Source organism: Citrobacter sp. Cf125 (assembly GCF_030333935.1).
Taxonomy (GTDB): domain Bacteria; phylum Pseudomonadota; class Gammaproteobacteria; order Enterobacterales; family Enterobacteriaceae; genus Citrobacter; species Citrobacter freundii.
Genome location: NZ_JAOWEY010000003.1, coordinates 61,393 through 82,344, shown reverse-complemented (window position 1 = coordinate 82,344; position 20,952 = coordinate 61,393). Strand labels below are relative to the sequence as shown.

Genomic DNA, 20,952 nt, shown 5'->3' with positions numbered 1-20,952 from the left:
TATAACCACTCTTAATGTGTGGTTATATTCAAAAAGGTTTTTGACACTAAATAATCAATCTTAAAGGTGCATTTAGACCACCGGTTTAATTTATCCTAAATTTTGTGTTAAAAAAATTTAATGAATTTCTTAAATGCAACCAGGATAGTGCTCATAAAAAATTTACGTTTTAGGGATAATAACGTTGTGAAATAAGCGTAACTTTAAGTTTGCCTTACGGAAAAATAATATCATCATCAACTATTATCAGACTTTTACATAGAGACGTCTGTTGCTAATACTGATAGATTCATGCAAGTTAACTAGCTGGTGTTTATAGCATCCTGCCGTGACAGGTACTGGCATAGACAAAACAGGGACATAAGGCTGACATGAATCACAGTGCGCGACGCAAGCTGCTGAAGTTGCTGGGAACATTCATGGTGGTATTGCTCCCCGTGGTGCTGGCATTATGGTTTGCTCAAATTCGGGCTATGTCCGAAACCCGTAATCAACTCCGCTCATTTGCTCAACTGGTGTTAAATAAAACAGAATTGGTAATCCTGCAAGCCGATTTGGCGCGTGATATGGCCCAGTTGTATCAGGGTAAGATGTGTACCCCGGCACATCAGAAAAGTATGCTGAATATTATTCGCGGTCGTTTATATATCAGCGAGCTAATTTATGCGCAGGGCGATCATTTTTTGTGCTCTACGTCGATGGTGCCACCCGTTACCTATATTATGCCGACCGCAGACTATAAACGTACGCCGGATATCGCCATCTATTACTACCGCGATACCCCTTTTTTCGCTGGCTACAGAATGACGTACATGCAACGTGGGAACTACGTCGCAGTCATAAATCCATTATCCTACAGCGAAGTCATGTCAGATGATCCGGATCTGTCCTGGGGCGTATATGACACAGTAACAGATACGTTTTTCTCCGCCAGCGAAGCGGCAAATATTGCGCAATTCGCGCCTCTCGTACGCGGTGAAGCCTCGACCTTTCAACAAGACGATCGCTTTTACACCATCGTGCATTCAGAAAAACGCCCAATTGCGATCATTGTGTCGACCTCAGACAACCGCGTAAGTCAGATTTTTTATCACGAGGCGGCGTTAACCATTCCCTTCGGGATTATCTGCAGCATACTGATACTGCTAATGTGGTGGCGCACGCGCCAGGAATACTTATCTCCCCGGCGCTTACTAAAACGCGCGATCAAAAAACGTCAGCTTTGCCTGCATTACCAGCCGATCATTGATATTAAGAATGGACAATGTGTTGGTGCTGAAGCTCTGCTGCGCTGGCCGGGTTGTAAAGGTGAGGTGATGAGCCCGACGGAGTTTATTCCGTTGGCTGAAAAAGAGGGAATGATTGAGCGGATCACGGATTATGTCGTTGAAGAGGTGTTCAACGATTTGGGGTATTTTCTTTCGGCGCATCCTCAGCTTTATATCTCGATTAACCTTTCCGCTTCTGACTTTCATTCATCCCGATTGATTGCTCTGATTAACGACAAAAATCGTGAGTACTCCGTGGCGGCCCAGCAAATTAAAGTCGAAGTGACGGAGCGGGGGTTCATAGATGTACATAAAATGACCCCAGTAATTCAGGCGTTCCGCAAGGCGGGTTATGAAGTGGCGTTTGATGATTTTGGCACGGGATATTCCAATCTGCATAATTTGTCAGCGCTGAATGTCGATATCCTGAAGATCGACAAATCGTTTATTAGCACGTTGTCCACTAACAGCACCAGTCACTTGATTGCCGAACATATTATTGAGATGGCGCAAAGCTTACACCTGAAGACGATTGCGGAAGGGGTGGAAACGAAGGAACAAATCGAATGGCTGCTTGAACGCGGCGTACAGTATTGTCAGGGCTGGTATTTTGCGAAGGCGCTGCCGTCGCAGGAGTTCATGCACTGGATACAACGGTCGCCCGCCATACTGACGCAGAGCGGGCAATAAGCTTACAGGCGGTGGCGGTAATCGCTGGGGGTACGATCAAACTCGCGGCGAAACACGCGCGAAAAGGTTTGTTGCGATACATAACCAAGATCCATCGCGATATCGAAAATAGGTCGCTCAGTCGTCCTCAGTTCAACCGCCGCCAGCAGAAGTCGTCGCTGGCGGATGTAGTCACCCAGCGTCTGGCGCGTCACCGTGCGGAACATTCTCTGTAAATACCACTTCGAGTAACCTGATTTTTTCGCAACCGCCTCAATGTTCAGCGGCTGATCGATATGTTCATCAATCCATTCAATAAGGGTCTGAATAATCTGCTGATGGGACATAGGGCTGCCTCTTTCTCAGTATTCGATTCGTCGTTTTGTCTGTGGGCGAGTATAATTCCTCAAGTTAACTTGAGGTAAAGCGATTTATGGAAAAGAAATTACCCCGGATAAAAGCGCTGCTCACGCCAGGTGAAGTTGCAAAGCGTAGCGGCGTGGCAGTTTCGACCCTGCATTTCTATGAAAGCAAAGGGTTAATTAGCAGCATGCGCAACAGCGGTAATCAGCGTCGCTACAAACGTGATGTGTTGCGTTACGTGGCGATTATCAAGATTGCTCAACGTATTGGGATCCCGCTGGCAACGATTGGCGACGCGCTGGGCGTATTACCTGAAGGACATTCACTTAGCGCTAAAGAGTGGAAACAGCTCTCTTCGCAATGGCGTGAAGAGCTGGACCGACGCATTCATACTTTGGTGTCGCTACGTGATGAGCTGGATGGATGTATTGGTTGCGGCTGCTTGTCGCGCAGCGATTGCCCGTTGCGTAACCCAGGCGATCAGTTGGGCGAGCAAGGAACCGGGGCGCGTCTGCTGGAAGATGATTGATTGGTTTAAATATATGACGGATATATACCCTAAATAATTCGCGTTGTGGGAAGGCGGCAAGAGCACGAATCCCGATGAGCTTAGTAAACTAAGTGATTCGGGTGAGTAAACGCAGCCAACACACCTGCAACGTGAAGTATGACGGGTATAAAACTAAAGCGCCACAGAGGGCGCTTTAGTTTGGTTCCGGTCTTTGTCTTTCACTCTATCCCGCTGGTTCACGGGAGGGTTTCCCCCGACATCAACACCCCTCAGTCGAGCACATTAGGGGAGGTTCCGGCCTGTGTTGATAATGTAAGTGTAAGCTACCTCCCTCCATTTGCCAGTGAAACGATGATTTTTTAGCCAAAAAATTTACCGCATCTTCACCGGTTTTCTTGCGCGAGTTTGCGCGAAAAATAAGAACGATTGTTGCGACAATCTGGCGAAATTTGTTACCAGATTGCGCATTGACGATAACGTTTGCGCATCGACTGGTTGTTTATTGTGCGTTATAAGAAGAAATGAGTAAAAAGCGGCAAAGTTCAGTTGAAAACCGGCGTATGATCGCTGGATAATCGTTTGCTTTTTTTTACCACCCGTTTTTTATGCGCGGAGCTAAACGTTTGCTTTTTTGCGACACCCCTAATGACGCAAACCTGGCACATGGAGAAAACGTTTAGCAGGCAGTGGATTGTCCAGCACGCATAATGACGAAAAAATAAACTCTCAGGGGATGTTTTCTATGTCTACGCCTTCAGCGCGTACCGGCGGTTCACTCGACGCCTGGTTTAAAATTTCGCTTCGCGGCAGTACCGTTCGTCAGGAAGTCGTTGCCGGATTAACGACGTTCCTCGCCATGGTTTACTCCGTTATTGTGGTTCCAGGGATGCTGGGTAAAGCCGGATTCCCGCCTGCCGCTGTATTTGTGGCAACCTGCCTGGTCGCGGGCGTCGGTTCTATTGTCATGGGCCTGTGGGCAAATCTGCCGCTGGCGATTGGTTGCGCCATTTCTCTGACGGCGTTTACCGCATTCAGCCTGGTATTGGGGCAACATATCAGCGTGCCCGTTGCGCTGGGCGCGGTGTTCCTGATGGGCGTCCTGTTTACCATCATTTCCGCGACGGGTATTCGTAGCTGGATCCTGCGCAATCTGCCGCAGGGCGTTGCGCACGGTACGGGAATCGGTATCGGCCTGTTCCTGCTGCTGATTGCGGCAAACGGCGTTGGTCTGGTGATTAAGAATCCGCTGGACGGTCTGCCGGTTGCGCTGGGCGACTTCGATACTTTCCCAGTGATAATGTCGCTGGTTGGTCTGGCGGTGATTATTGGCCTCGAAAAACTGAAAGTACCGGGCGGCATCCTGCTGACTATTATCGGTATTTCCATTGTTGGCCTGATTTTCGACCCGGCCGTGCATTTCTCCGGTATTTTTGCCATGCCGTCTCTGAGCGACGAAAACGGCAACTCGCTGATCGGCAGCCTGGATATTATGGGCGCACTGAATCCTATCGTTCTGCCGAGCGTGCTGGCGCTGGTCATGACCGCCGTCTTCGATGCGACCGGCACCATCCGTGCCGTAGCCGGACAGGCAAATTTGCTGGATAAAGACGGACAGATTATCGACGGCGGCAAAGCGCTGACCACCGACTCCCTGAGCAGCGTGTTCTCTGGTCTGGTGGGCGCGGCTCCTGCGGCGGTATACATTGAATCCGCAGCGGGTACGGCGGCAGGCGGTAAAACTGGCCTGACGGCGATCACCGTTGGCGTCCTGTTCCTGCTGATCCTGTTCCTCTCTCCGCTCTCGTATCTTGTACCGGTATACGCAACGGCGCCTGCGCTGATGTATGTGGGCCTGTTGATGCTGAGCAACGTTGCGAAAATCGACTTTGCTGACTTTGTCGACGCAATGGCGGGTCTGGTAACGGCCGTATTTATCGTGCTGACCTGTAACATCGTTACCGGCATTATGATTGGTTTTGCTACCCTGGTGATTGGCCGTCTTGTCTCTGGCGAATGGCGCAAGCTGAATATCGGCACGGTGGTTATCGCTATCGCGCTGGTGGCCTTCTACGCGGGCGGCTGGGCTATCTGATTTTTATTCGATAAAGATCCTCAAAACGGGTGGCTTTGGCCGCCCGTTTTTATTTTCAGAACACACTCGTTGTCTTTTGCGTTACTCTCAATTAGATAGAATTGAGGCACGACGCCTCTCATCACCAATCATAAGAAACATCGCAAACAGGGAACGCATGGAAATCTTTTTCACCATACTCATCATGACCCTTGTGGTCTCGCTGTCGGGGGTATTTACTCGCGTATTGCCCTTCCAACTCCCTTTACCCCTAATGCAGATCGCCATCGGCGCCTTGCTGGCGTGGCCGACGTTTGGTTTGCATGTGGAATTCGATCCTGAGCTGTTTTTGGTGCTGTTCATCCCGCCGCTGCTCTTTGCCGATGGCTGGAAGACGCCAACGCGTGAGTTTCTCGAGCATGGGCGAGAGATCTTCGGCCTTGCGCTGGCGCTGGTGCTGGTCACGGTGGTCGGCATTGGATTTATGATTTACTGGCTGGTGCCGGGGATACCGCTTATCCCAGCCTTTGCGCTGGCCGCCGTCCTTTCGCCAACCGATGCTGTTGCCCTTTCCGGCATTGTGGGGGAGGGGCGCATACCGAAGAAAATCATGGGCATCCTGCAGGGCGAAGCGTTGATGAACGACGCCTCCGGTCTGGTATCTCTGAAGTTTGCCGTCGCCGTGGCGATGGGGACGATGGTATTTACCGTTGGTGGCGCAACGCTTGAGTTCTTCAAAGTGGCGATTGGCGGCATCCTGGCTGGTTTTGTCGTCAGTTGGCTGTACGGGCGCTCCCTGCGCTTCCTCAGCCGCTGGGGCGGTGACGAGCCAGCAACGCAAATCGTCCTGCTGTTCCTGCTGCCGTTTGCGTCTTACCTGATTGCGGAACACATCGGCGTTTCCGGTATCCTCGCGGCGGTCGCTGCCGGGATGACGATCACCCGTTCCGGGGTGATGCGCCGCGCACCGCTGGCGATGCGTTTACGTGCTAACAGTACCTGGGCAATGCTGGAGTTTGTGTTTAACGGCATGGTCTTCTTGCTGTTAGGGCTACAGTTACCGGGGATTCTGGAGTCTTCCTTAGCGGCGGCAGAGGTCGATCCGAACGTTGAAATCTGGATGCTGTTTACCGATATCGTGCTGATTTACGTGGCGCTGATGTTGGTACGTTTTGGCTGGCTGTGGACGATGAAAAAATTCAGTCTGCGCTTCCTGAAGAAAAAACCAATGGAATTCGGCTCCTGGACAACGCGTGAAATCCTGATTGCCTCTTTTGCGGGCGTGCGCGGGGCAATTACCCTCGCCGGTGTGCTCTCCATTCCACTGTTGTTACCGGACGGTAGCGGATTCCCGGCGCGATATGAGCTGATCTTCCTTGCCGCAGGCGTGATTCTGTTCTCGCTGTTTGTTGGCGTGGTGATGTTGCCGATTCTGCTACAACATCTGGAAGTGGCAGACCACTCGCAGCAGCAGAAAGAGGAACGTATTGCTCGCGCTGCTACGGCAGAAGTGGCGATTGTCGCGATCCAGAAAATGGAGGAGCGACTGGCCGCGGACACCGAAGAGAACATCGATAACCAGTTACTCACCGAGGTGAGTTCCCGCGTGATTGGTAACCTGCGTCGTCGCGCCGACGGACGCAACGATGTGGAAAGCTCGATGCAGGAAGAAAACCTCGAGCGACGTTTCCGCCTGGCAGCGTTGCGTTCAGAACGCGCAGAGCTTTATCACCTGCGCGCGACGCGGGAAATCAGCAATGAAACGCTGCAAAAGCTGCTGCACGATCTGGACTTGCTGGAAGCGCTGTTGATCGAGAACCAATAAACGAGAGTGCCTGATGCGCTACGCTTATCAGGCCTACATAAAATATTCATCGTGTAATTTGCGAGCCGCTTTCCTGAACTGATCTGTTTGTCTTGTCTGTTCCCTCTTTTCTCCATACCTTTGAGGAAAGGGGGAAACATGTCCAACTATCGACGAAATTACATCAACGGAGGAACCTGGTTTTTTACGGTAAATCTGCAGGACCGTCGAAGCCAGCTTCTGATATCAAAAATTGATCGGTTACGTTGTGCTATTTCTGCGGTACAAAAAATGAAACCTTTTTATATCAATGCGTGGGTCGTATTACCTGAGCATATGCATTGCATCTGGACGTTGCCTGAAAATGACGCTGATTTTTCATCCCGTTGGCGGGAAATTAAGAAGCATTTCACGCGATCGTTGTCTGCCCGACATATCTGGCAACCTCGCTTTTGGGAACATACCATCCGCGATGAGCACGATTATCGACAGCATGTTGATTATATTTACATTAACCCAGTGAAGCACGGGTGGGTAAAACAGGTACAGATATGGCCTTTTTCAACATTTCATCGCGATGTGAGGCGTGGTTTGTTCCCACAAAATTGGGCAGGTGAAATAATGGATTTTAATATGGGTGAACGTGCCTGATGCGCTACGCTTATCAGGCCTACAAAACCGATGTAGGCCGGATAAGGCGTTTGCGCCGCATCCGGCATTTTACGACGCTTGCGGTAGCCAAAACCCTTCACAGCATTTGAGCCACGCCTGGGCGCTGTGCGACAGATACACGCCTTCGCGCCAAATCATGCCCAATTGCCAGCGTAAATCACTCTCCAGAGGGATCCAGCGCAATGTTTGCTTATCCAGGCGCTGGCAAATCGGCTCCGGTAAAATGGCAATCCCGACTCCGGCTTGTACCATCGCAGCCAGAAAATCCCACTGCCCGCTGCGTACCGCGATGCGCGGCTTGACGTTGTGTTGGCTAAACAGCTCAAGCAATTGGCGGCTCAACGCGAAATCTTCGTTGTAGATCAGTAGCGGATGTTCCGCCAGTGCCTCGGGGGAAATGGATTCGCATGTTGTCCACTGACCGGAGCGGGGGACCAGCACACAGAGCGGATGACTGAAAAGCGGTAAGGTCGCCAGACCACTCTCTTCTTCAACCGGCAGCGCGGTCATCGCGACATCCAGATCGCCGTTCATCACAGCCTGCTGGACGGTTAAGCCGCCAAATTCAGAGACCTTCAGCTCAACGCCGGGATAGCGCTGGCGAAACAGGCTGATAGGCCCGGCCATCAACATACCGACCATTGGCGGGATACCGAGGCGCAGCACACCCCTGTTGAGGTGATTAATGTCGCTAAGTTCGGCTTCAAGCTGGCGAAACTCAGCGAGGATCGCCAGGCCGCGTTCGAAAACGACCTGCCCGGTGTCGGTTAACAACAACCGCCGCCCGTCGCGGATGAGCAACGTGCAATTAAGCTCGTCTTCAAGGTTCTTCAACATCTTGCTGATGGTGGGCTGGGTGACAAAAAGCTTCTCCGCTGCGCGAGTAAAGCTCTGCTGACGAACCACCTCAACAAAATATCGCAGCGTTCTGATATCCATGATTATTCCTTAAGACTATGCCTGCAATGAGTTTAATTCATTTCAGTCCTGGACGGGGGCTCTCTATACTGGCGCTCTCTATTTTTTAAGGACATACCCTCATGGCTGTGGCGATAAGCCGCGTGACGCCTGCTGTTATTCATCGACTCCAGATCCCCGTTCAGGTTCTGTTGTACGCAGGTCTCTTTGTATTTGCTCAATATCTTGTCTCCTGGCTGCATCTGCCGCTTCCTGCCAACCTGGTAGGGATGGTGCTGATGCTGGCGTTAATTGTCTGCCGGGTTATCCCGCTGAACTGGATTCGCGCAGGTGCTCGCTGGTTACTGGCTGAAATGCTGCTATTTTTTGTCCCGGCGGTGGTCGCCGTTGTGAACTACACGCAGCTGTTGCTGGTTGATGGCTGGCGTATATTTGCCGTCATTGCGATCAGTACGCTGATGGTGCTCGGCGCAACGGCGTGGGTGGTGGATAAAGTTTATCGCTATGAAATGAGCAGGTTAAACCGTGAGTAATTTTCAGCTAAGCGTGCTGTGTCTGGTGATTACGCTGGGTATCTACTTTGCTAATAAGCGTTTGTATCGCCGTTTTCGTAAATTACCGCTGATGCCATTAGTTCTCACCCCGGCCCTGCTGGTGCTGATGCTAGTCTTCGGCCATATCTCCTGGCAAAACTATATTGGTGAATCGCACTGGTTGCTGTGGTTGTTAGGACCGGCGACCATCGCCTTTGCCGTTCCGGTGTATGACAACCTTGCGGTGATTAAGCGTCACTGGATGTCGCTGACGGCGGGCGTGGTAACGGCAACGCTGGTGGCCGTCACCAGTTCCGTGTGGCTGGCGCGTCTGTTTATGTTGCCTGATGAGATCCAACGCAGTCTGGCGGTGCGTTCCGTCACCACGCCATTTGCGCTGGCAGCGGCAGAGCCATTGGGCGGGCAGCCGGACCTGGTGGCCTTGTTCGTGGTGGTGACCGGCGTATTCGGCATGGCGGTCGGCGATGTGCTGTTTTTACGCCTTTCCATTCGTGAAGGAATGGCGAAAGGCGCAGGATTTGGCGCCGCATCGCACGGGGCAGGCACGGCGCGCTCTTATGAGCTTGGTCAGCAAGAGGGCGTAGTTGCCAGCCTGGTGATGATGCTTTCCGGTGTGGTGATGGTATTGGTGGCGCCGCTGGTCGCGAGGCTGATGTTCTAAGAAAGGATGTAATCCTCCGGCCCGAAAGCCGGAGGAGAGGGGAGGTTAGTGCGCGCGACCTTGTTCTACGCCGTACCCGGTCTGGGAGCGGATGAATTGAGCACGGAACTGCTCGCGTTCGCGGTTGCCTTCTTCTGAGTTGTCGGTAGCAGAGAAGAACCAGATCCCGAGGAACGCTATGCTGATGGAGAACAGCGCTGGATATTCATACGGGAAAATGGCTTTTTCGTGACCGAGGATCTGGACCCAAATGGTTGGGCCGAGAATCATCAATACTACCGCTGTTAACAGACCTAACCAGCCACCCAGCATTGCGCCACGGGTGGTCAGACGCGACCAGTACATGGAAAGCAGGATGATCGGGAAGTTGCAGCTGGCCGCGATGGCGAACGCCAGACCCACCATGAAGGCGATGTTCTGGTTCTCAAACAGCACGCCGAGCAGGATGGCTATCACACCCAGTACCAGTACGGTGATTTTTGACACCTTCAGCTCTTCACGTTCGGTTGCGCCTTTGCGGAATACGTTGGCGTACAGGTCGTGAGAAACTGCCGAAGCGCCAGCCAGCGTCAGCCCGGCAACCACCGCCAGGATGGTGGCAAACGCCACTGCAGAGATGAAGCCGAGGAACAGGTTACCGCCCACCGCATTCGCCAGGTGAACCGCCGCCATGTTGTTACCACCGATCAGTGCGCCTGCAGCATCTTTGTACTCTGGATTAGCACCTACCAGCATGATCGCGCCAAAGCCGATGATAAAGGTCAGGATGTAGAAATAACCCATAAAACCGGTGGCATAGAATACGCTCTTACGCGCTTCGCGGGCATCGCTGACCGTGAAGAAACGCATCAGAATATGCGGCAAACCTGCTGTACCGAACATCAATCCAAGACCTAACGACAGAGCGGATATCGGATCTTTTACCAGACCGCCCGGGCTCATAATCGCGGAGCCTTTCGGGTGTACTGCCATCGCTTCGGTGAACAGGTTGTTGAAGCTGAAGCCGACGTGCTTCATTACCATGAAGGCCATAAAGCTGGCGCCGAACAGCAGCAGAACAGCTTTAATGATCTGTACCCAGGTGGTTGCCAGCATGCCGCCAAACAGAACGTACATCATCATCAGTACGCCAACTAGCACGACGGCGATGTGATAGTTCAGACCAAACAGCAGCTCAATCAGTTTACCTGCGCCGACCATCTGGGCGATCAGATACAGCGCGACCACTACCAGGGAACCACAGGCCGACAGAATACGGATTGGACCCTGCTTCAGACGATAAGAAGCAACGTCAGCAAAGGTGTAACGACCGAGGTTACGCAAACGCTCAGCAATAAGGAACAGGATAATTGGCCAGCCGACCAGGAAGCCGAGTGAGTAAATCAGCCCGTCATAACCGGAGGTAAATACCAGCGCGGAAATTCCAAGGAACGATGCCGCCGACATATAGTCGCCCGCAATCGCCAGCCCGTTCTGGAAACCGGTGATGTTACCGCCGGCGGTGTAGTAGTCATTACGCGAACGTACGCGTTTAGACGCCCAGTAGGTAATGCCGAGCGTAAAGATGACGAAAATCAGGAACATAACAATCGCCTGCCAGTTGGTTGGCTGGCGTTGGACTGCACCGCTAATAGCATCCGCCGCGTTTGCGGCGAAGGGTAGCGTGGCGGCAAGCGCCGTCAGAACTCTCTTCATGATGCTTTAACCTCGTGCAGAACCGCATTGTTCAGGCGATCGAATTCACCGTTTGCCCGCCAGATGTAGATCCCGGTCAGGATGAAGGAGATGAGGATCACTCCGACCCCAATCGGAATACCGCGGGTGACGCTGGTTCCTGCGTGTAGCGGAGTACCCAGCCAGCCTGGCGCAAAGGCAATCAATAAAATAAAGCTGATATAAACTGCCAGCATGATGATGGACAGAATGGTGGCAAACCGTTGCCGTTTTTCTACTAACTCCCTGAAACGCGCACTGTCTTCTATCCGCTGATAAATTTGGTCATTCATCACAGAGTTCTCCAGAGGCCCCCTTCGTTTTTCACGCCGCAGGTGCGTTGGCCACACTCGCCCACCCCAGGCACATAGTGAACTATGCTCCTGGGGATGTGCTCGCTTGCCGCCTTCCTGCAACGCGAAATCCTTTGGGGGAGGGTTTTTATATTTCCCTCCCGGTCAGGGGAGGGGTAGGGATAGGATTTGTAGGCCCGATAAGCTGCGCGCCATCGGGCATTTCACAGTTATGGTTATGATGGCATCGCGATGGCCTGCTTCTCTTCGAGCAGTTTCTCCACGACGCCAGGATCGGCGAGGGTCGAGGTATCGCCCAGATTGCTGGTATCGCCCGCCGCGATTTTACGCAGAATACGGCGCATAATTTTGCCGGAGCGGGTTTTCGGCAGTGAGTCGGTCCAGTGCAGCACGTCTGGCGTTGCCAGCGGGCCAATTTCTTTACGCACCCAGTTGCGAACCTCGGCGTACAACTCAGGTGACGGCTCTTCACCGTGATTCAGCGTGACGTAAGCGTAGATCGCCTGGCCTTTAATATTATGCGGAATCCCCACCACCGCGGCTTCGGCAATCTTCGGATGCGACACCAGCGCCGATTCGATTTCAGCCGTTCCCAGACGGTGGCCGGAGACGTTCAGCACATCGTCCACACGTCCGGTGATCCAGTAATAGCCATCTTCGTCACGGCGCGCGCCGTCGCCGCTGAAGTACATATTCTTGAAGGTAGAGAAGTAGGTTTGCTCAAAGCGTTCGTGATCGCCAAACAGCGTTCTCGCCTGGCCCGGCCACGAGTCGGTAATCACCAGATTGCCTTCGGTCGCGCCTTCCAGCGGATTACCTTCGTTATCGACAATCGCAGGCTGTACGCCAAAGAATGGACGGGTTGCAGAACCGGCTTTCAGTTCGGTGGCGCCCGGCAGCGGGGTGATCATGAATCCACCGGTTTCAGTCTGCCACCAGGTATCGACGACCGGGCATTTTTCGTTGCCGATCTTCTTCCAGTACCACTCCCATGCTTCCGGGTTGATCGGCTCGCCAACTGAACCCAGGATACGCAGCGACGAACGGTCAGTGCCTTCAATCGCTTTATCGCCTTCCGCCATCAGGGCGCGAATGGCGGTCGGTGCGGTATACAGAATATTGACCTGATGCTTGTCCACAACCTGCGACATACGCGCCGGGGTAGGCCAGTTTGGCACGCCTTCGAACATCAGCGTGGTTGCGCCGCAGGCCAGCGGACCGTACAGCAGGTAGCTGTGCCCGGTTACCCAGCCTACGTCAGCGGTACACCAATAAATATCGCCCTGATGGTAGTCAAACACGTACTTAAAGGTGGTGGCGGCGTAGACCAGATACCCGCCGGTAGTGTGCAGTACGCCTTTCGGCTTGCCGGTTGAGCCGGAGGTATACAGGATAAACAGCGGATCTTCCGCGTTCATCTCTTCCGGCTGATGTTCTGAGCTGGCCTTCTCGATAAGATCGGACCACCACAGGTCGCGACCTTCCTGCCATTCCGTTTTTCCACCGGTACGTTTGAGCACGACCACATGTTCAACGGTTTTCACATTTGGATTTTTCAGCGCATCATCCACGTTCTTTTTCAGTGGGATAGCGCGCCCGGCGCGTACGCCTTCGTCGGCGGTGATCACCAGGCGTGAATTGGAGTCGATAATACGTCCGGCGACGGCTTCCGGTGAGAAACCACCGAAGATGACCGAATGCACCGCGCCAATACGGGCACAGGCCAGCATGGCGACCGCAGCTTCCGGCACCATCGGCATATAAATGGCCACCACGTCACCTTTTTTAATGCCTAAATTCAGTAGCGTATTGGCGAAACGGCAGACATCGCGATGCAACTCGCGATAGGTAATGTTTTTGCTTTGGGTTGCGTCATCGCCTTCCCAGATGATGGCGGTACGATCGCCGTTTGCCTGCAGGTGGCGGTCAAGACAGTTTGCGGCCAGATTCAGAGTGCCGTCTTCGTACCATTTAATTGACACGTTGCCTGGTGCGAAGGAAGTGTTCTTCACCTGGCTGTACGGCTTGATCCAATCAAGAATTTTTCCCTGTTCGCCCCAAAATGTGTCGGGTTCGTTAACGGATTGCTGGTATTTCTCTGCGTACTGCTCCGGATTTATCAGGCAACGATCCGCAATGTTTGCGGGAATAGCGTGTTTATGTATTTGGCTCATGGCTTTTGTTCTCCTTGTAGGATGTTAATAATATGTCTCATAAACGTTAAATGTAGGGGCTTTGAGAGTTTTGTTTAGTATTTGCGCGGCAGATCACGCAATAAACGAATTGTGCAAATTAGCGACAAACTGAATTTTGAAGGGAGCTAGCAAAATTGACTAAATCTCGCGATAACATGTGGTTATCTAAAGGATTGTTGAAAAGGTGATCTGTCTCTGAATTAGACAAAAGAGGGTGCAATCAAAGGGAGTTACTAACTCTAAAGTGGTATTTTACATACACTTACAATTGATTAAAGACAACATTTTCAGTGTGGTTTCTTGTTACAAATAGGGTGGAGCAATGTCATGACAGTATTCGTGTGGTTGCTGTTATGGAAAACAATAAAAGAACCGCCATTGCAGATAATGGCGTCATCTGGATGAGACCCCTATGGCAAGGATAAAATCACGCGTACGCCGTTTCTTCAGCCTGTTAGTACCTTTATTATTTATCTCTGCAGTTCACGCTGAACAAACCCCCGTACCCGCAAAAACCGTCACCGTTGAAGCGAAGAATGAAGTCTTCGCCCCTCAGCATCCCGATCAATATCTCTCCTGGAAAGCCACGTCTGAGCAATCAGCCCGTGAAGATGCGCTGGCAGAAGATCCTCGTCTGGTGATCCTGTGGGCGGGATATCCCTTCTCGCGCGATTACAACAAACCGCGCGGGCACGCGTATGCAGTGACCGATGTTCGTGAAACCTTACGTACCGGCGCACCCAAAACGGCAGAAGATGGTCCGTTGCCGATGGCCTGCTGGAGCTGTAAAAGCCCGGATGTGGCGCGTCTGATCCAGAAAGACGGTGAAGATGGCTACTTCCACGGTAAATGGGCGCGCGGCGGTCCTGAAATTGTTAATAATCTTGGCTGTGGCGATTGCCATAACACCGCGTCACCAGACTTTGCCAAAGGCAAGCCAGAACTGACGCTGTCGCGTCCTTATGCTGAGCGCGCGATGGAAACCATCGGCAAACCGTTTGAGAAAGCCGGTCGCTTTGACCAGCAATCCATGGTCTGCGGCCAGTGCCACGTGGAATACTACTTCGACGGTAAAAACAAAGCCGTTAAGTTCCCGTGGGACGACGGCATGAAAGTCGAGAACATGGAGAAGTACTACGACACCATCGCCTTCTCTGACTGGACCAACTCCCTGTCTAAAACCCCGATGCTGAAAGCGCAGCACCCGGAGTATGAAACCTGGAGCGCAGGCATTCACGGCAAGAACAATGTGACCTGTATCGACTGCCACATGCCGAAAGTGCAGAACGCGGAAGGCAAGATTTACACCGACCATAAGATTGGTAATCCGTTCGATAACTTCGCTCAGACCTGTGCGAACTGCCACACCCAGGACAAAGCGTCCCTGCAAAAAGTGGTCGCCGAGCGTAAACAGGCCATTCATGACCTGAAAATCAAAGTTGAAGACCAGCTTGTTCGTGCGCACTTCGAAGCGAAAGCCGCATGGGATGCGGGTGCGACCGAAGCGGAAATGAAGCCGATTCTGGAAGATATCCGTCACGCGCAATGGCGTTGGGACCTGTCTATCGCCTCACACGGTATTCACATGCATGCCCCGGAAGAAGGTCTGCGGATGCTGGGTAGCGCAATGGATAAAGCCGCTGACGCACGTACCAAACTGGTCCGTCTGCTGGCGACCAAAGGCATCACGCATGAAATCCCGTTACCGGATATCTCTACCAAAGAGAAAGCCCAGGCGGCGATTGGTCTGAACATGCAGCAAATCAATGCTGAGAAGCAGGACTTCATCAAAACGGTGATTCCGCAGTGGGAAGATCAGGCGCGTAAAAACGGTCTGTTAAGCCAATAACCCCATTTCGCCCCGCAAGGGGCGGATAACTCAACGGAGTGAATATGAGCGTATTACGTTCGTTATTAACTGCTGGGGTGCTGGCGTCAGGCTTGTTATGGAGCCTGAGTGGAATCACTGCCACGCCAACGCCGCAGGAGTCGGATCAACGCTGGACGGTTACCCAACAGCGTAATCCGGATGCCGCCTGTCTGGACTGTCACAAGCCGGATACCGAAGGCATGCATGGTAAGCATGCGGAAGCCATCAACCCGAATAACAAACTGCCTGTCACCTGCACCAATTGTCACGGCCAGCCGTCACCGAACCACCGCGAAGGGGTGAAAGATGTGATGCGCTTTAATGAGCCGATGTACAACGTGGAGCAGCAGAACAGTGTCTGTATGTCCTGTCACCTGCCTGAGCAGTTGCAAAAAGCGTTCTGGCCGCACGATGTCCACGTAACCAAAGTGGCGTGTGCCAGCTGTCACTCACTGCATCCGAAGCAAGACACGATGCAGACGCTGAGCGATAAAGGACGGATCAAGATTTGCGTCGATTGCCACAGCGATCAACGTAACAATCCGAACTTTAACCCGGCGTCGGTTCCGTTGCTTAAGGAGCATCCATGAGTTGCTCTCGTCGCCAGTTTATCACCGGCGTCGGCGCGCTGGTGGCAGTGAGCGGGACGGCGGGGCGCGTTGTGGCGAAGACGCTGAACATCAACGGCGTGCGTTACGGTATGGTTCATGATGAGTCTTTATGCATTGGCTGTACGGCCTGCATGGATGCTTGTCGGGAAGTTAACAACGTGCCGGAAGGCGTATCGCGTCTGACGATTATCCGCAGTGAGCCGCAAGGGACATTTCCTGATGTGAAGTATCGCTTCTTCCGTCACTCGTGCCAGCATTGCGACCACGCTCCCTGCGTTGACGTCTGCCCGACGGGGGCATCGTATCGCGATGCCGCCAGCGGCATTGTGGATGTGAACCCGGACCTTTGCGTTGGCTGCCAGTACTGTATCGCCGCGTGTCCTTATCGCGTGCGCTTTATCCATCCGGTGAGCAAAACGGCGGATAAATGTGATTTCTGCCGGAAAACCAACCTGAAAGCGGGCAAACAGCCTGCCTGCGTTGAGTCATGCCCGACGAAGGCGCTGACGTTTGGTAATCTGGACGATCCCAACAGCGATATATCCCGTTTGTTGCAGCAGAAAACTACCTACCGTTACAAACTGGCGTTGGGTACAAAACCGAAGGTCTACCGCGTTCCCTTTAAATTTGGGGAGGTGAGCCAATGACATCCGCTTCTGCATTTCATTTTGAATCACTGGTGTGGGACTGGCCCATTGCCATCTATCTGTTCCTGATAGGTATCTCTGCCGGACTGGTCACGTTGGCGATTCTGCTGCGTCGCTTCCATCCGGAGGCGGGCGGTTCAGACAGCACGCTGCTGCGCACCACGCTGGTGTTAGGGCCGGGGGCAATTATCCTCGGTTTGCTGATTCTGGTGTTCCACCTGACGCGTCCATGGACTTTCTGGAAACTGATGTTCCACTATAGCTTCACCTCGGTGATGTCGATGGGGGTCATGCTGTTCCAGTTGTATATGGTGGTGTTAGTGCTGTGGCTGGCAAAAATCTTTGAAAAAGAGGTGATTGCCCTGCAACAGCGGTTCGTGCCGCGACTGACGATTGTGTCAAAACTACTGACGCTAATCACGCCGTTCCATCGCGCGCTTGAGACGCTGATGCTGGTGCTGGCGGTCCTGCTCGGGGCGTATACCGGGTTCCTGCTGTCGGCGCTGAAATCCTATCCGTTCCTGAATAACCCGATCCTGCCGGTGCTGTTTCTGTTCTCCGGGATCTCCTCCGGCGCGGCAGTGGCGCTGATCGCCATGGCGTTACGCCATCGTAGCAACCCGCACAGTACGGAAGCGCACTTTGTGCATCGCATGGAAGTCCCGGTCGTATGGCTGGAGATCTTCCTGCTGGCGGCGTTCTTCGTCGGCCTGGCGCTGGGCGATGACGGCAAAATGCGTGCGCTGGCGGCGGCACTGGGCGGCGGATTCTGGACCTGGTGGTTCTGGCTTGGCGTGGCTGGGCTTGGGTTGATACTGCCGATGCTGCTAAAACCCTGGGCCAACCGCAGTTCGACGTTTCATGGCGTGCTGGCAGTGTGCGGCGCTAGCCTGACCGGCGTACTGCTGCTGCGCTTTTTTATCCTCTATGCGGGTCAGCTAACCGTTGCGTAAGGTGATATCTGGACGTTCTCCTTCCTGAAGCCGGTTTTCTGGCGCTGTTATTAAGCCTCGGGGTCAACGTGTTGACCCCGCTTGCCGTGTTGGTAGGTGTCCGCCAGCGTTGGCAGGGGGTGATGCGCCTGGCAAGCGTGGGCGTGTGGACGCAATTTGCCCTGCTGCTACTGGCCTTTACCATTCTGGTATTCTGCTTTTTGACCAGCGATTTTTCGGTGGTCTACGTTGCCCAGCACAGCTACAGCCTGCTGCCGTGGGGATTAAAACTGGCGGCGGTGTGGGGCGGTCATGAAGGATCGCTGCTGCTGTGGGTGCTGTTTCTTTCCGCCTGGAGCGCGCTATTTGCTCTTCGCTATCGGCGTAATACCAACGCGCTGTTTCCGCTGACGCTCAGTGTCCTTTCAATGATAACGGCCCTGCTGCTGCTGTTTGTGGTGGTATGGTCCGATCCGTTCGTGCGTATCTTTCCGCCAGCCATTGAAGGGCGCGACCTTAACCCGATGCTGCAACATCTCGGGTTAATCCTCCATCCACCGCTGCTGTACCTGGGTTACGGTGGTTTGATGGTGGCGGCAGGCGTGGCGCTGGCCTCGCTGCTACGTAGTGACTTTAATGCGCAGAGCGCCTGGGTGTGCTGGCGCTGGGCCTTGCCCGGCTGGTGCGCGCTGACGCTGGGGATTATCCTCGGCTCCTGGTGGGCCTACTGCGAGCTGGGCTGGGGCGGCTGGTGGTTCTGGGACCCGGTAGAAAACGCTTCCTTATTACCCTGGCTTTCTGCCAGCGCGCTGCTACATAGCCTGTATATCACGCGCCAGCGCGGGATCTTCCGCCACTGGTCGCTGCTGCTGGCGATCGTCACGCTGATTTTATCGCTGCTGGGGACGCTGATTGTGCGTTCCGGCATTCTCGTTTCGGTGCATGCTTTCGCGCTGGATAACGTTCGTGCCGCGCCGCTGTTTGCGCTGTTTACCGTGTTGAGTCTGGCGTCGCTCGGGCTGTACGCCTGGCGGGGCCAGCAAGTCCGGCAGAATGCTCGTTTTGGCGGTTGGTCACGCGAGATGCTGATTCTGGTTGCGCTGCTGCTCTTTAGTGCGGTGCTGCTGATTGTGCTGATTGGCACGCTCTACCCGATGATTTACGGGCTGTTCGGCTGGGGGCGGCTTTCCGTGGGCGCACCGTACTTTAACCGCGCTACGCTGCCCTTTGGCCTACTGATGCTGCTGGTTATTGTGCTGGCAATGGTCAGAAGCCGCAAAGTGTCTTTCCGCATCCAACTTCCGGCACTGCTGGCGCATGCCGGAGTGCTGGTGTTTGCGGCGGGGATCGTCTTTTCCAGCGGTAGCCGTCAGGAGATAAGCCTGAACCTGAGCCCTGGGCAGCAGGTTGAACTGGCGGGTTACATTTTCCGTTTTGAGCGTCTCGACCTGGAAGCCAAAGGTAACTACACCAGTGAAAAAGCGCAGATCACGCTGTGGCACAATGAGAAACGCATTGGCAGCCTGCAACCTGAAAGGCGCTTCTATGCCGCGCGTCGTCAACAGATGATGGAGCCGGGGATCCGCTGGAACCTGATGCATGACTGGTATGCGGTAATGGGTGAAAAAACCGGACCAGACCGTTATGCCATGCGCTTGTACGTGCAGACCGGCGTGCGCTGGATTTGGGGTGGGGGACTATTAATGGTCTTTGGCGCGCTGCTGAGCGGATGGCGAGGAAGGAAACGCGATGCGTAAATTAATCACAGCGTTGTCGGATGGCGGCGTAAACGCCTTATCCGGCCTACAAGGTGCGCAAACCGTAGGCCGGATAAGCGCAGCGCCATCCGGCAGAAAGTTATTACTCTTAACGCTCGTCCTGTTTTTCATTACTTTCGCTACGCATGCCCAGGTTGTGGACACATGGACGTTTGCCAACCCGCAGCAGCAGGAACAAGCGCTGTCTATTGCCAGCCAACTGCGTTGTCCACAGTGCCAAAACCAAAATTTGCTGGAATCCAATGCGCCGGTAGCGGTCAGTATGCGCCATCAGGTTTATAGCATGGTGGCGGAAGGGAAAAGTGAAGCTGAGATAACCACCTGGATGACCGAGCGTTACGGTGACTTCGTTCGTTATAATCCGCCGCTGAATGAGCAAACGCTGCTGCTGTGGGCGTTGCCGTGCCTGTTGTTGTTGCTGGTAGGTGTCGTGGTCTGGCGAGTGAGAAGACGTCAGCATACGGAGGAAGGTGAATAATGAGCCAGTGCGAGCCGCTGTTACGCCCAATGCCCGTGAAGCGGCTGACCGCTGCGGCGGTACTGATGGTTGTGGCCTGCATTGGAGGCTACCTGTTGACGCCAAAATGGCAGGCGGTTCGTCAGGAGCAGACGCGACTGGCGGACCCTTTACATGCTTTCTCTGATGAAAATATTCAGGAAAAACAGTTGCTTTTGCTGCAATCGCAGATTCGAGCCAATCCACGGGACGGCGTGAAATGGGCGCAACTCGGGGAGTACTATCTTTGGCAAAACGCGTATCATAATGCGCTGCTGGCCTACGAGCAGGCGCTGCGTGTCGGCGGTGAAAATGCTGAGATCTATTCAGCGATGGCAACGGTATTGTATTACCAGGCCGGACAACATATGGCGCCGCCCACTCGCGAGATGATTGATAAGGCCTTGGCGCTGGACCCGGCAGAGGTCACCGCGCTGATGTTGTTAGCCTCAGATGCGTTTATGCAGGCAGACTACGCCCAGGCTATTTCAGTTTGGCAAAAAGTTATGGATTTAAACTCGCCGAGGGTGAACCGGGCACAGCTCGTTGACTCTATTAATATGGCGAAGTTGTTGCAGAATCGGCAAAAATAAATTTGTTTTATTTGTGATTTGTATCATTTTGCCTGTTTAAAAAACAGGCAAACGAACTGGTGAGCGAAAAAAACTCACGCTATGACTTCTTCATTTTTGAACATATTAAAATTCTTTTATAACAAAAAGTTATTCATCAATACCGCGATAAAATTGCATTTTTATGCATAAATTCAGCCAAAAGCCCTGTTCTTAGAGGGTTGCGCGGAATGCCATGCAGATGATAATGATAATAAGCGTTAAAAAACTCCATAAACGAACGCAACACAATTCATACCCTTTCAGTATGTACTATTCCCACACACCGCATGT

General features: G+C 53.2%; 17 protein-coding genes and 1 pseudogene. 13 read left to right on the top strand and 5 right to left on the bottom strand.

All coding sequences use genetic code 11. The annotated features are described in order from the left end of the window. Positions 1–371: 371 nt before the first annotated feature. Complete coding sequence (pdeC, locus tag OGV89_RS00360) at positions 372–1,958, top strand: cyclic di-3',5'-guanosine monophosphate phosphodiesterase PdeC (RefSeq protein WP_003841054.1); 1,587 nt, start codon at positions 372–374, stop codon at positions 1,956–1,958. Between the two features lie 2 nt (positions 1,959–1,960). Here the strand turns inward: pdeC and soxS are convergent, their stop codons facing one another. Continuing rightward, positions 1,961–2,284 carry a superoxide response transcriptional regulator SoxS gene (gene soxS / locus OGV89_RS00355; protein ID WP_003031731.1) on the bottom strand — a complete coding sequence of 108 codons (324 nt, stop codon included), beginning with the start codon at positions 2,282–2,284 and terminating at the stop codon, positions 1,961–1,963. A gap of 86 nt (positions 2,285–2,370) precedes the next feature. On the opposite strand from soxS, the gene soxR reads away from it, so the two are divergent. From soxR to OGV89_RS00335, 4 genes are all read left to right on the top strand, one after another. Then, on the top strand, positions 2,371–2,829 hold the full coding sequence (gene soxR / locus OGV89_RS00350) for a redox-sensitive transcriptional activator SoxR (protein ID WP_003031733.1): 459 nt from the start codon (positions 2,371–2,373) through the stop codon (positions 2,827–2,829). A gap of 724 nt (positions 2,830–3,553) precedes the next feature. Further along, positions 3,554–4,903, top strand: a complete 1,350-nt coding sequence (gene ghxP, locus OGV89_RS00345; RefSeq protein WP_003031735.1) for a guanine/hypoxanthine transporter GhxP — start codon at positions 3,554–3,556, stop codon at positions 4,901–4,903. A gap of 157 nt (positions 4,904–5,060) precedes the next feature. Next, complete coding sequence (locus OGV89_RS00340; protein ID WP_003031737.1) at positions 5,061–6,707, top strand: Na+/H+ antiporter; 1,647 nt, start codon at positions 5,061–5,063, stop codon at positions 6,705–6,707. Between the two features lie 138 nt (positions 6,708–6,845). After that, on the top strand, positions 6,846–7,337 hold the full coding sequence (locus tag OGV89_RS00335; protein WP_286557973.1) for an REP-associated tyrosine transposase: 492 nt from the start codon (positions 6,846–6,848) through the stop codon (positions 7,335–7,337). Between the two features lie 69 nt (positions 7,338–7,406). Here OGV89_RS00335 and OGV89_RS00330 read toward each other — a convergent pair whose 3' ends face one another. Beyond that, entirely contained in the window at positions 7,407–8,297 is an 891-nt protein-coding gene (locus OGV89_RS00330; RefSeq protein ID WP_003844732.1) for a LysR family transcriptional regulator, read from the bottom strand. A gap of 101 nt (positions 8,298–8,398) precedes the next feature. Here OGV89_RS00330 and OGV89_RS00325 point away from each other — a divergent pair, with 101 nt between their 5' ends. Together OGV89_RS00325 and OGV89_RS00320 are read left to right on the top strand one after the other, a co-directional pair. After that, positions 8,399–8,809: a CidA/LrgA family protein gene (locus OGV89_RS00325; RefSeq protein ID WP_003031742.1), complete on the top strand. Its 411-nt coding sequence runs from the start codon at positions 8,399–8,401 to the stop codon at positions 8,807–8,809. Then, entirely contained in the window at positions 8,802–9,491 is a 690-nt protein-coding gene (locus OGV89_RS00320; protein WP_003031745.1) for an LrgB family protein, read from the top strand. The genes OGV89_RS00325 and OGV89_RS00320 overlap by 8 nt, the downstream gene beginning before the upstream one ends. 45 nt (positions 9,492–9,536) lie before the next feature. Here OGV89_RS00320 and actP read toward each other — a convergent pair whose 3' ends face one another. From actP to acs, 3 genes are all read right to left on the bottom strand, one after another. Beyond that, positions 9,537–11,186, bottom strand: coding sequence for a cation/acetate symporter ActP (gene actP / locus OGV89_RS00315; RefSeq protein ID WP_003031747.1), 1,650 nt, complete (start codon positions 11,184–11,186; stop codon positions 9,537–9,539). Then, entirely contained in the window at positions 11,183–11,497 is a 315-nt protein-coding gene (locus OGV89_RS00310; protein ID WP_003031750.1) for a DUF485 domain-containing protein, read from the bottom strand. Before OGV89_RS00310 ends, actP begins: the two co-directional genes overlap by 4 nt. Before the next feature lie 236 nt (positions 11,498–11,733). Further along, positions 11,734–13,692 (bottom strand): acetate--CoA ligase, encoded by a 1,959-nt coding sequence (gene acs / locus OGV89_RS00305; RefSeq protein ID WP_130715357.1) that lies wholly within the window; start codon positions 13,690–13,692, stop codon positions 11,734–11,736. A gap of 433 nt (positions 13,693–14,125) precedes the next feature. On the opposite strand from acs, the gene nrfA reads away from it, so the two are divergent. The 6 genes and pseudogenes from nrfA (at position 14,126) to nrfG (ending at position 20,640) form a co-directional block, all read left to right on the top strand. Further along, the gene (gene nrfA / locus OGV89_RS00300) at positions 14,126–15,562 is read left to right on the top strand and encodes an ammonia-forming nitrite reductase cytochrome c552 subunit (RefSeq protein WP_003844735.1); all 1,437 of its coding nucleotides are present in this window, start codon (positions 14,126–14,128) and stop codon (positions 15,560–15,562) included. A gap of 44 nt (positions 15,563–15,606) precedes the next feature. Next, the gene (nrfB, locus tag OGV89_RS00295) at positions 15,607–16,173 is read left to right on the top strand and encodes a cytochrome c nitrite reductase pentaheme subunit (RefSeq protein ID WP_003031758.1); all 567 of its coding nucleotides are present in this window, start codon (positions 15,607–15,609) and stop codon (positions 16,171–16,173) included. After that, positions 16,170–16,841: a cytochrome c nitrite reductase Fe-S protein gene (gene nrfC, locus OGV89_RS00290; RefSeq protein WP_003031761.1), complete on the top strand. Its 672-nt coding sequence runs from the start codon at positions 16,170–16,172 to the stop codon at positions 16,839–16,841. The genes nrfB and nrfC overlap by 4 nt, the downstream gene beginning before the upstream one ends. Next, positions 16,838–17,794, top strand: coding sequence for a cytochrome c nitrite reductase subunit NrfD (gene nrfD / locus OGV89_RS00285; RefSeq protein ID WP_003031764.1), 957 nt, complete (start codon positions 16,838–16,840; stop codon positions 17,792–17,794). Before nrfC ends, nrfD begins: the two co-directional genes overlap by 4 nt. 8 nt (positions 17,795–17,802) lie before the next feature. Continuing rightward, positions 17,803–20,029: pseudogene (gene nrfF / locus OGV89_RS00280) on the top strand (heme lyase NrfEFG subunit NrfF). Further along, positions 20,029–20,640, top strand: coding sequence for a heme lyase NrfEFG subunit NrfG (gene nrfG, locus OGV89_RS00275; protein ID WP_049003568.1), 612 nt, complete (start codon positions 20,029–20,031; stop codon positions 20,638–20,640). The pseudogene nrfF and the gene nrfG overlap by 1 nt, the downstream one beginning before the upstream one ends. Positions 20,641–20,952 lie beyond the last annotated feature (312 nt).

Coding starts and splice junctions, on each gene's coding strand:
- ghxP (WP_003031735.1), top strand. CDS start 3,554: ATGTCTACGCCTTCAGCGCGTACCGGCGGTTCACTCGACGCCTGGTTT.
- nrfB (WP_003031758.1), top strand. CDS start 15,607: ATGAGCGTATTACGTTCGTTATTAACTGCTGGGGTGCTGGCGTCAGGC.
- nrfA (WP_003844735.1), top strand. CDS start 14,126: ATGGCAAGGATAAAATCACGCGTACGCCGTTTCTTCAGCCTGTTAGTA.
- OGV89_RS00310 (WP_003031750.1), bottom strand. CDS start 11,497: ATGAATGACCAAATTTATCAGCGGATAGAAGACAGTGCGCGTTTCAGG.
- acs (WP_130715357.1), bottom strand. CDS start 13,692: ATGAGCCAAATACATAAACACGCTATTCCCGCAAACATTGCGGATCGT.
- OGV89_RS00335 (WP_286557973.1), top strand. CDS start 6,846: ATGTCCAACTATCGACGAAATTACATCAACGGAGGAACCTGGTTTTTT.
- nrfD (WP_003031764.1), top strand. CDS start 16,838: ATGACATCCGCTTCTGCATTTCATTTTGAATCACTGGTGTGGGACTGG.
- nrfC (WP_003031761.1), top strand. CDS start 16,170: ATGAGTTGCTCTCGTCGCCAGTTTATCACCGGCGTCGGCGCGCTGGTG.
- nrfG (WP_049003568.1), top strand. CDS start 20,029: ATGAGCCAGTGCGAGCCGCTGTTACGCCCAATGCCCGTGAAGCGGCTG.
- actP (WP_003031747.1), bottom strand. CDS start 11,186: ATGAAGAGAGTTCTGACGGCGCTTGCCGCCACGCTACCCTTCGCCGCA.
- OGV89_RS00325 (WP_003031742.1), top strand. CDS start 8,399: ATGGCTGTGGCGATAAGCCGCGTGACGCCTGCTGTTATTCATCGACTC.
- pdeC (WP_003841054.1), top strand. CDS start 372: ATGAATCACAGTGCGCGACGCAAGCTGCTGAAGTTGCTGGGAACATTC.
- OGV89_RS00330 (WP_003844732.1), bottom strand. CDS start 8,297: ATGGATATCAGAACGCTGCGATATTTTGTTGAGGTGGTTCGTCAGCAG.
- soxS (WP_003031731.1), bottom strand. CDS start 2,284: ATGTCCCATCAGCAGATTATTCAGACCCTTATTGAATGGATTGATGAA.
- soxR (WP_003031733.1), top strand. CDS start 2,371: ATGGAAAAGAAATTACCCCGGATAAAAGCGCTGCTCACGCCAGGTGAA.
- OGV89_RS00340 (WP_003031737.1), top strand. CDS start 5,061: ATGGAAATCTTTTTCACCATACTCATCATGACCCTTGTGGTCTCGCTG.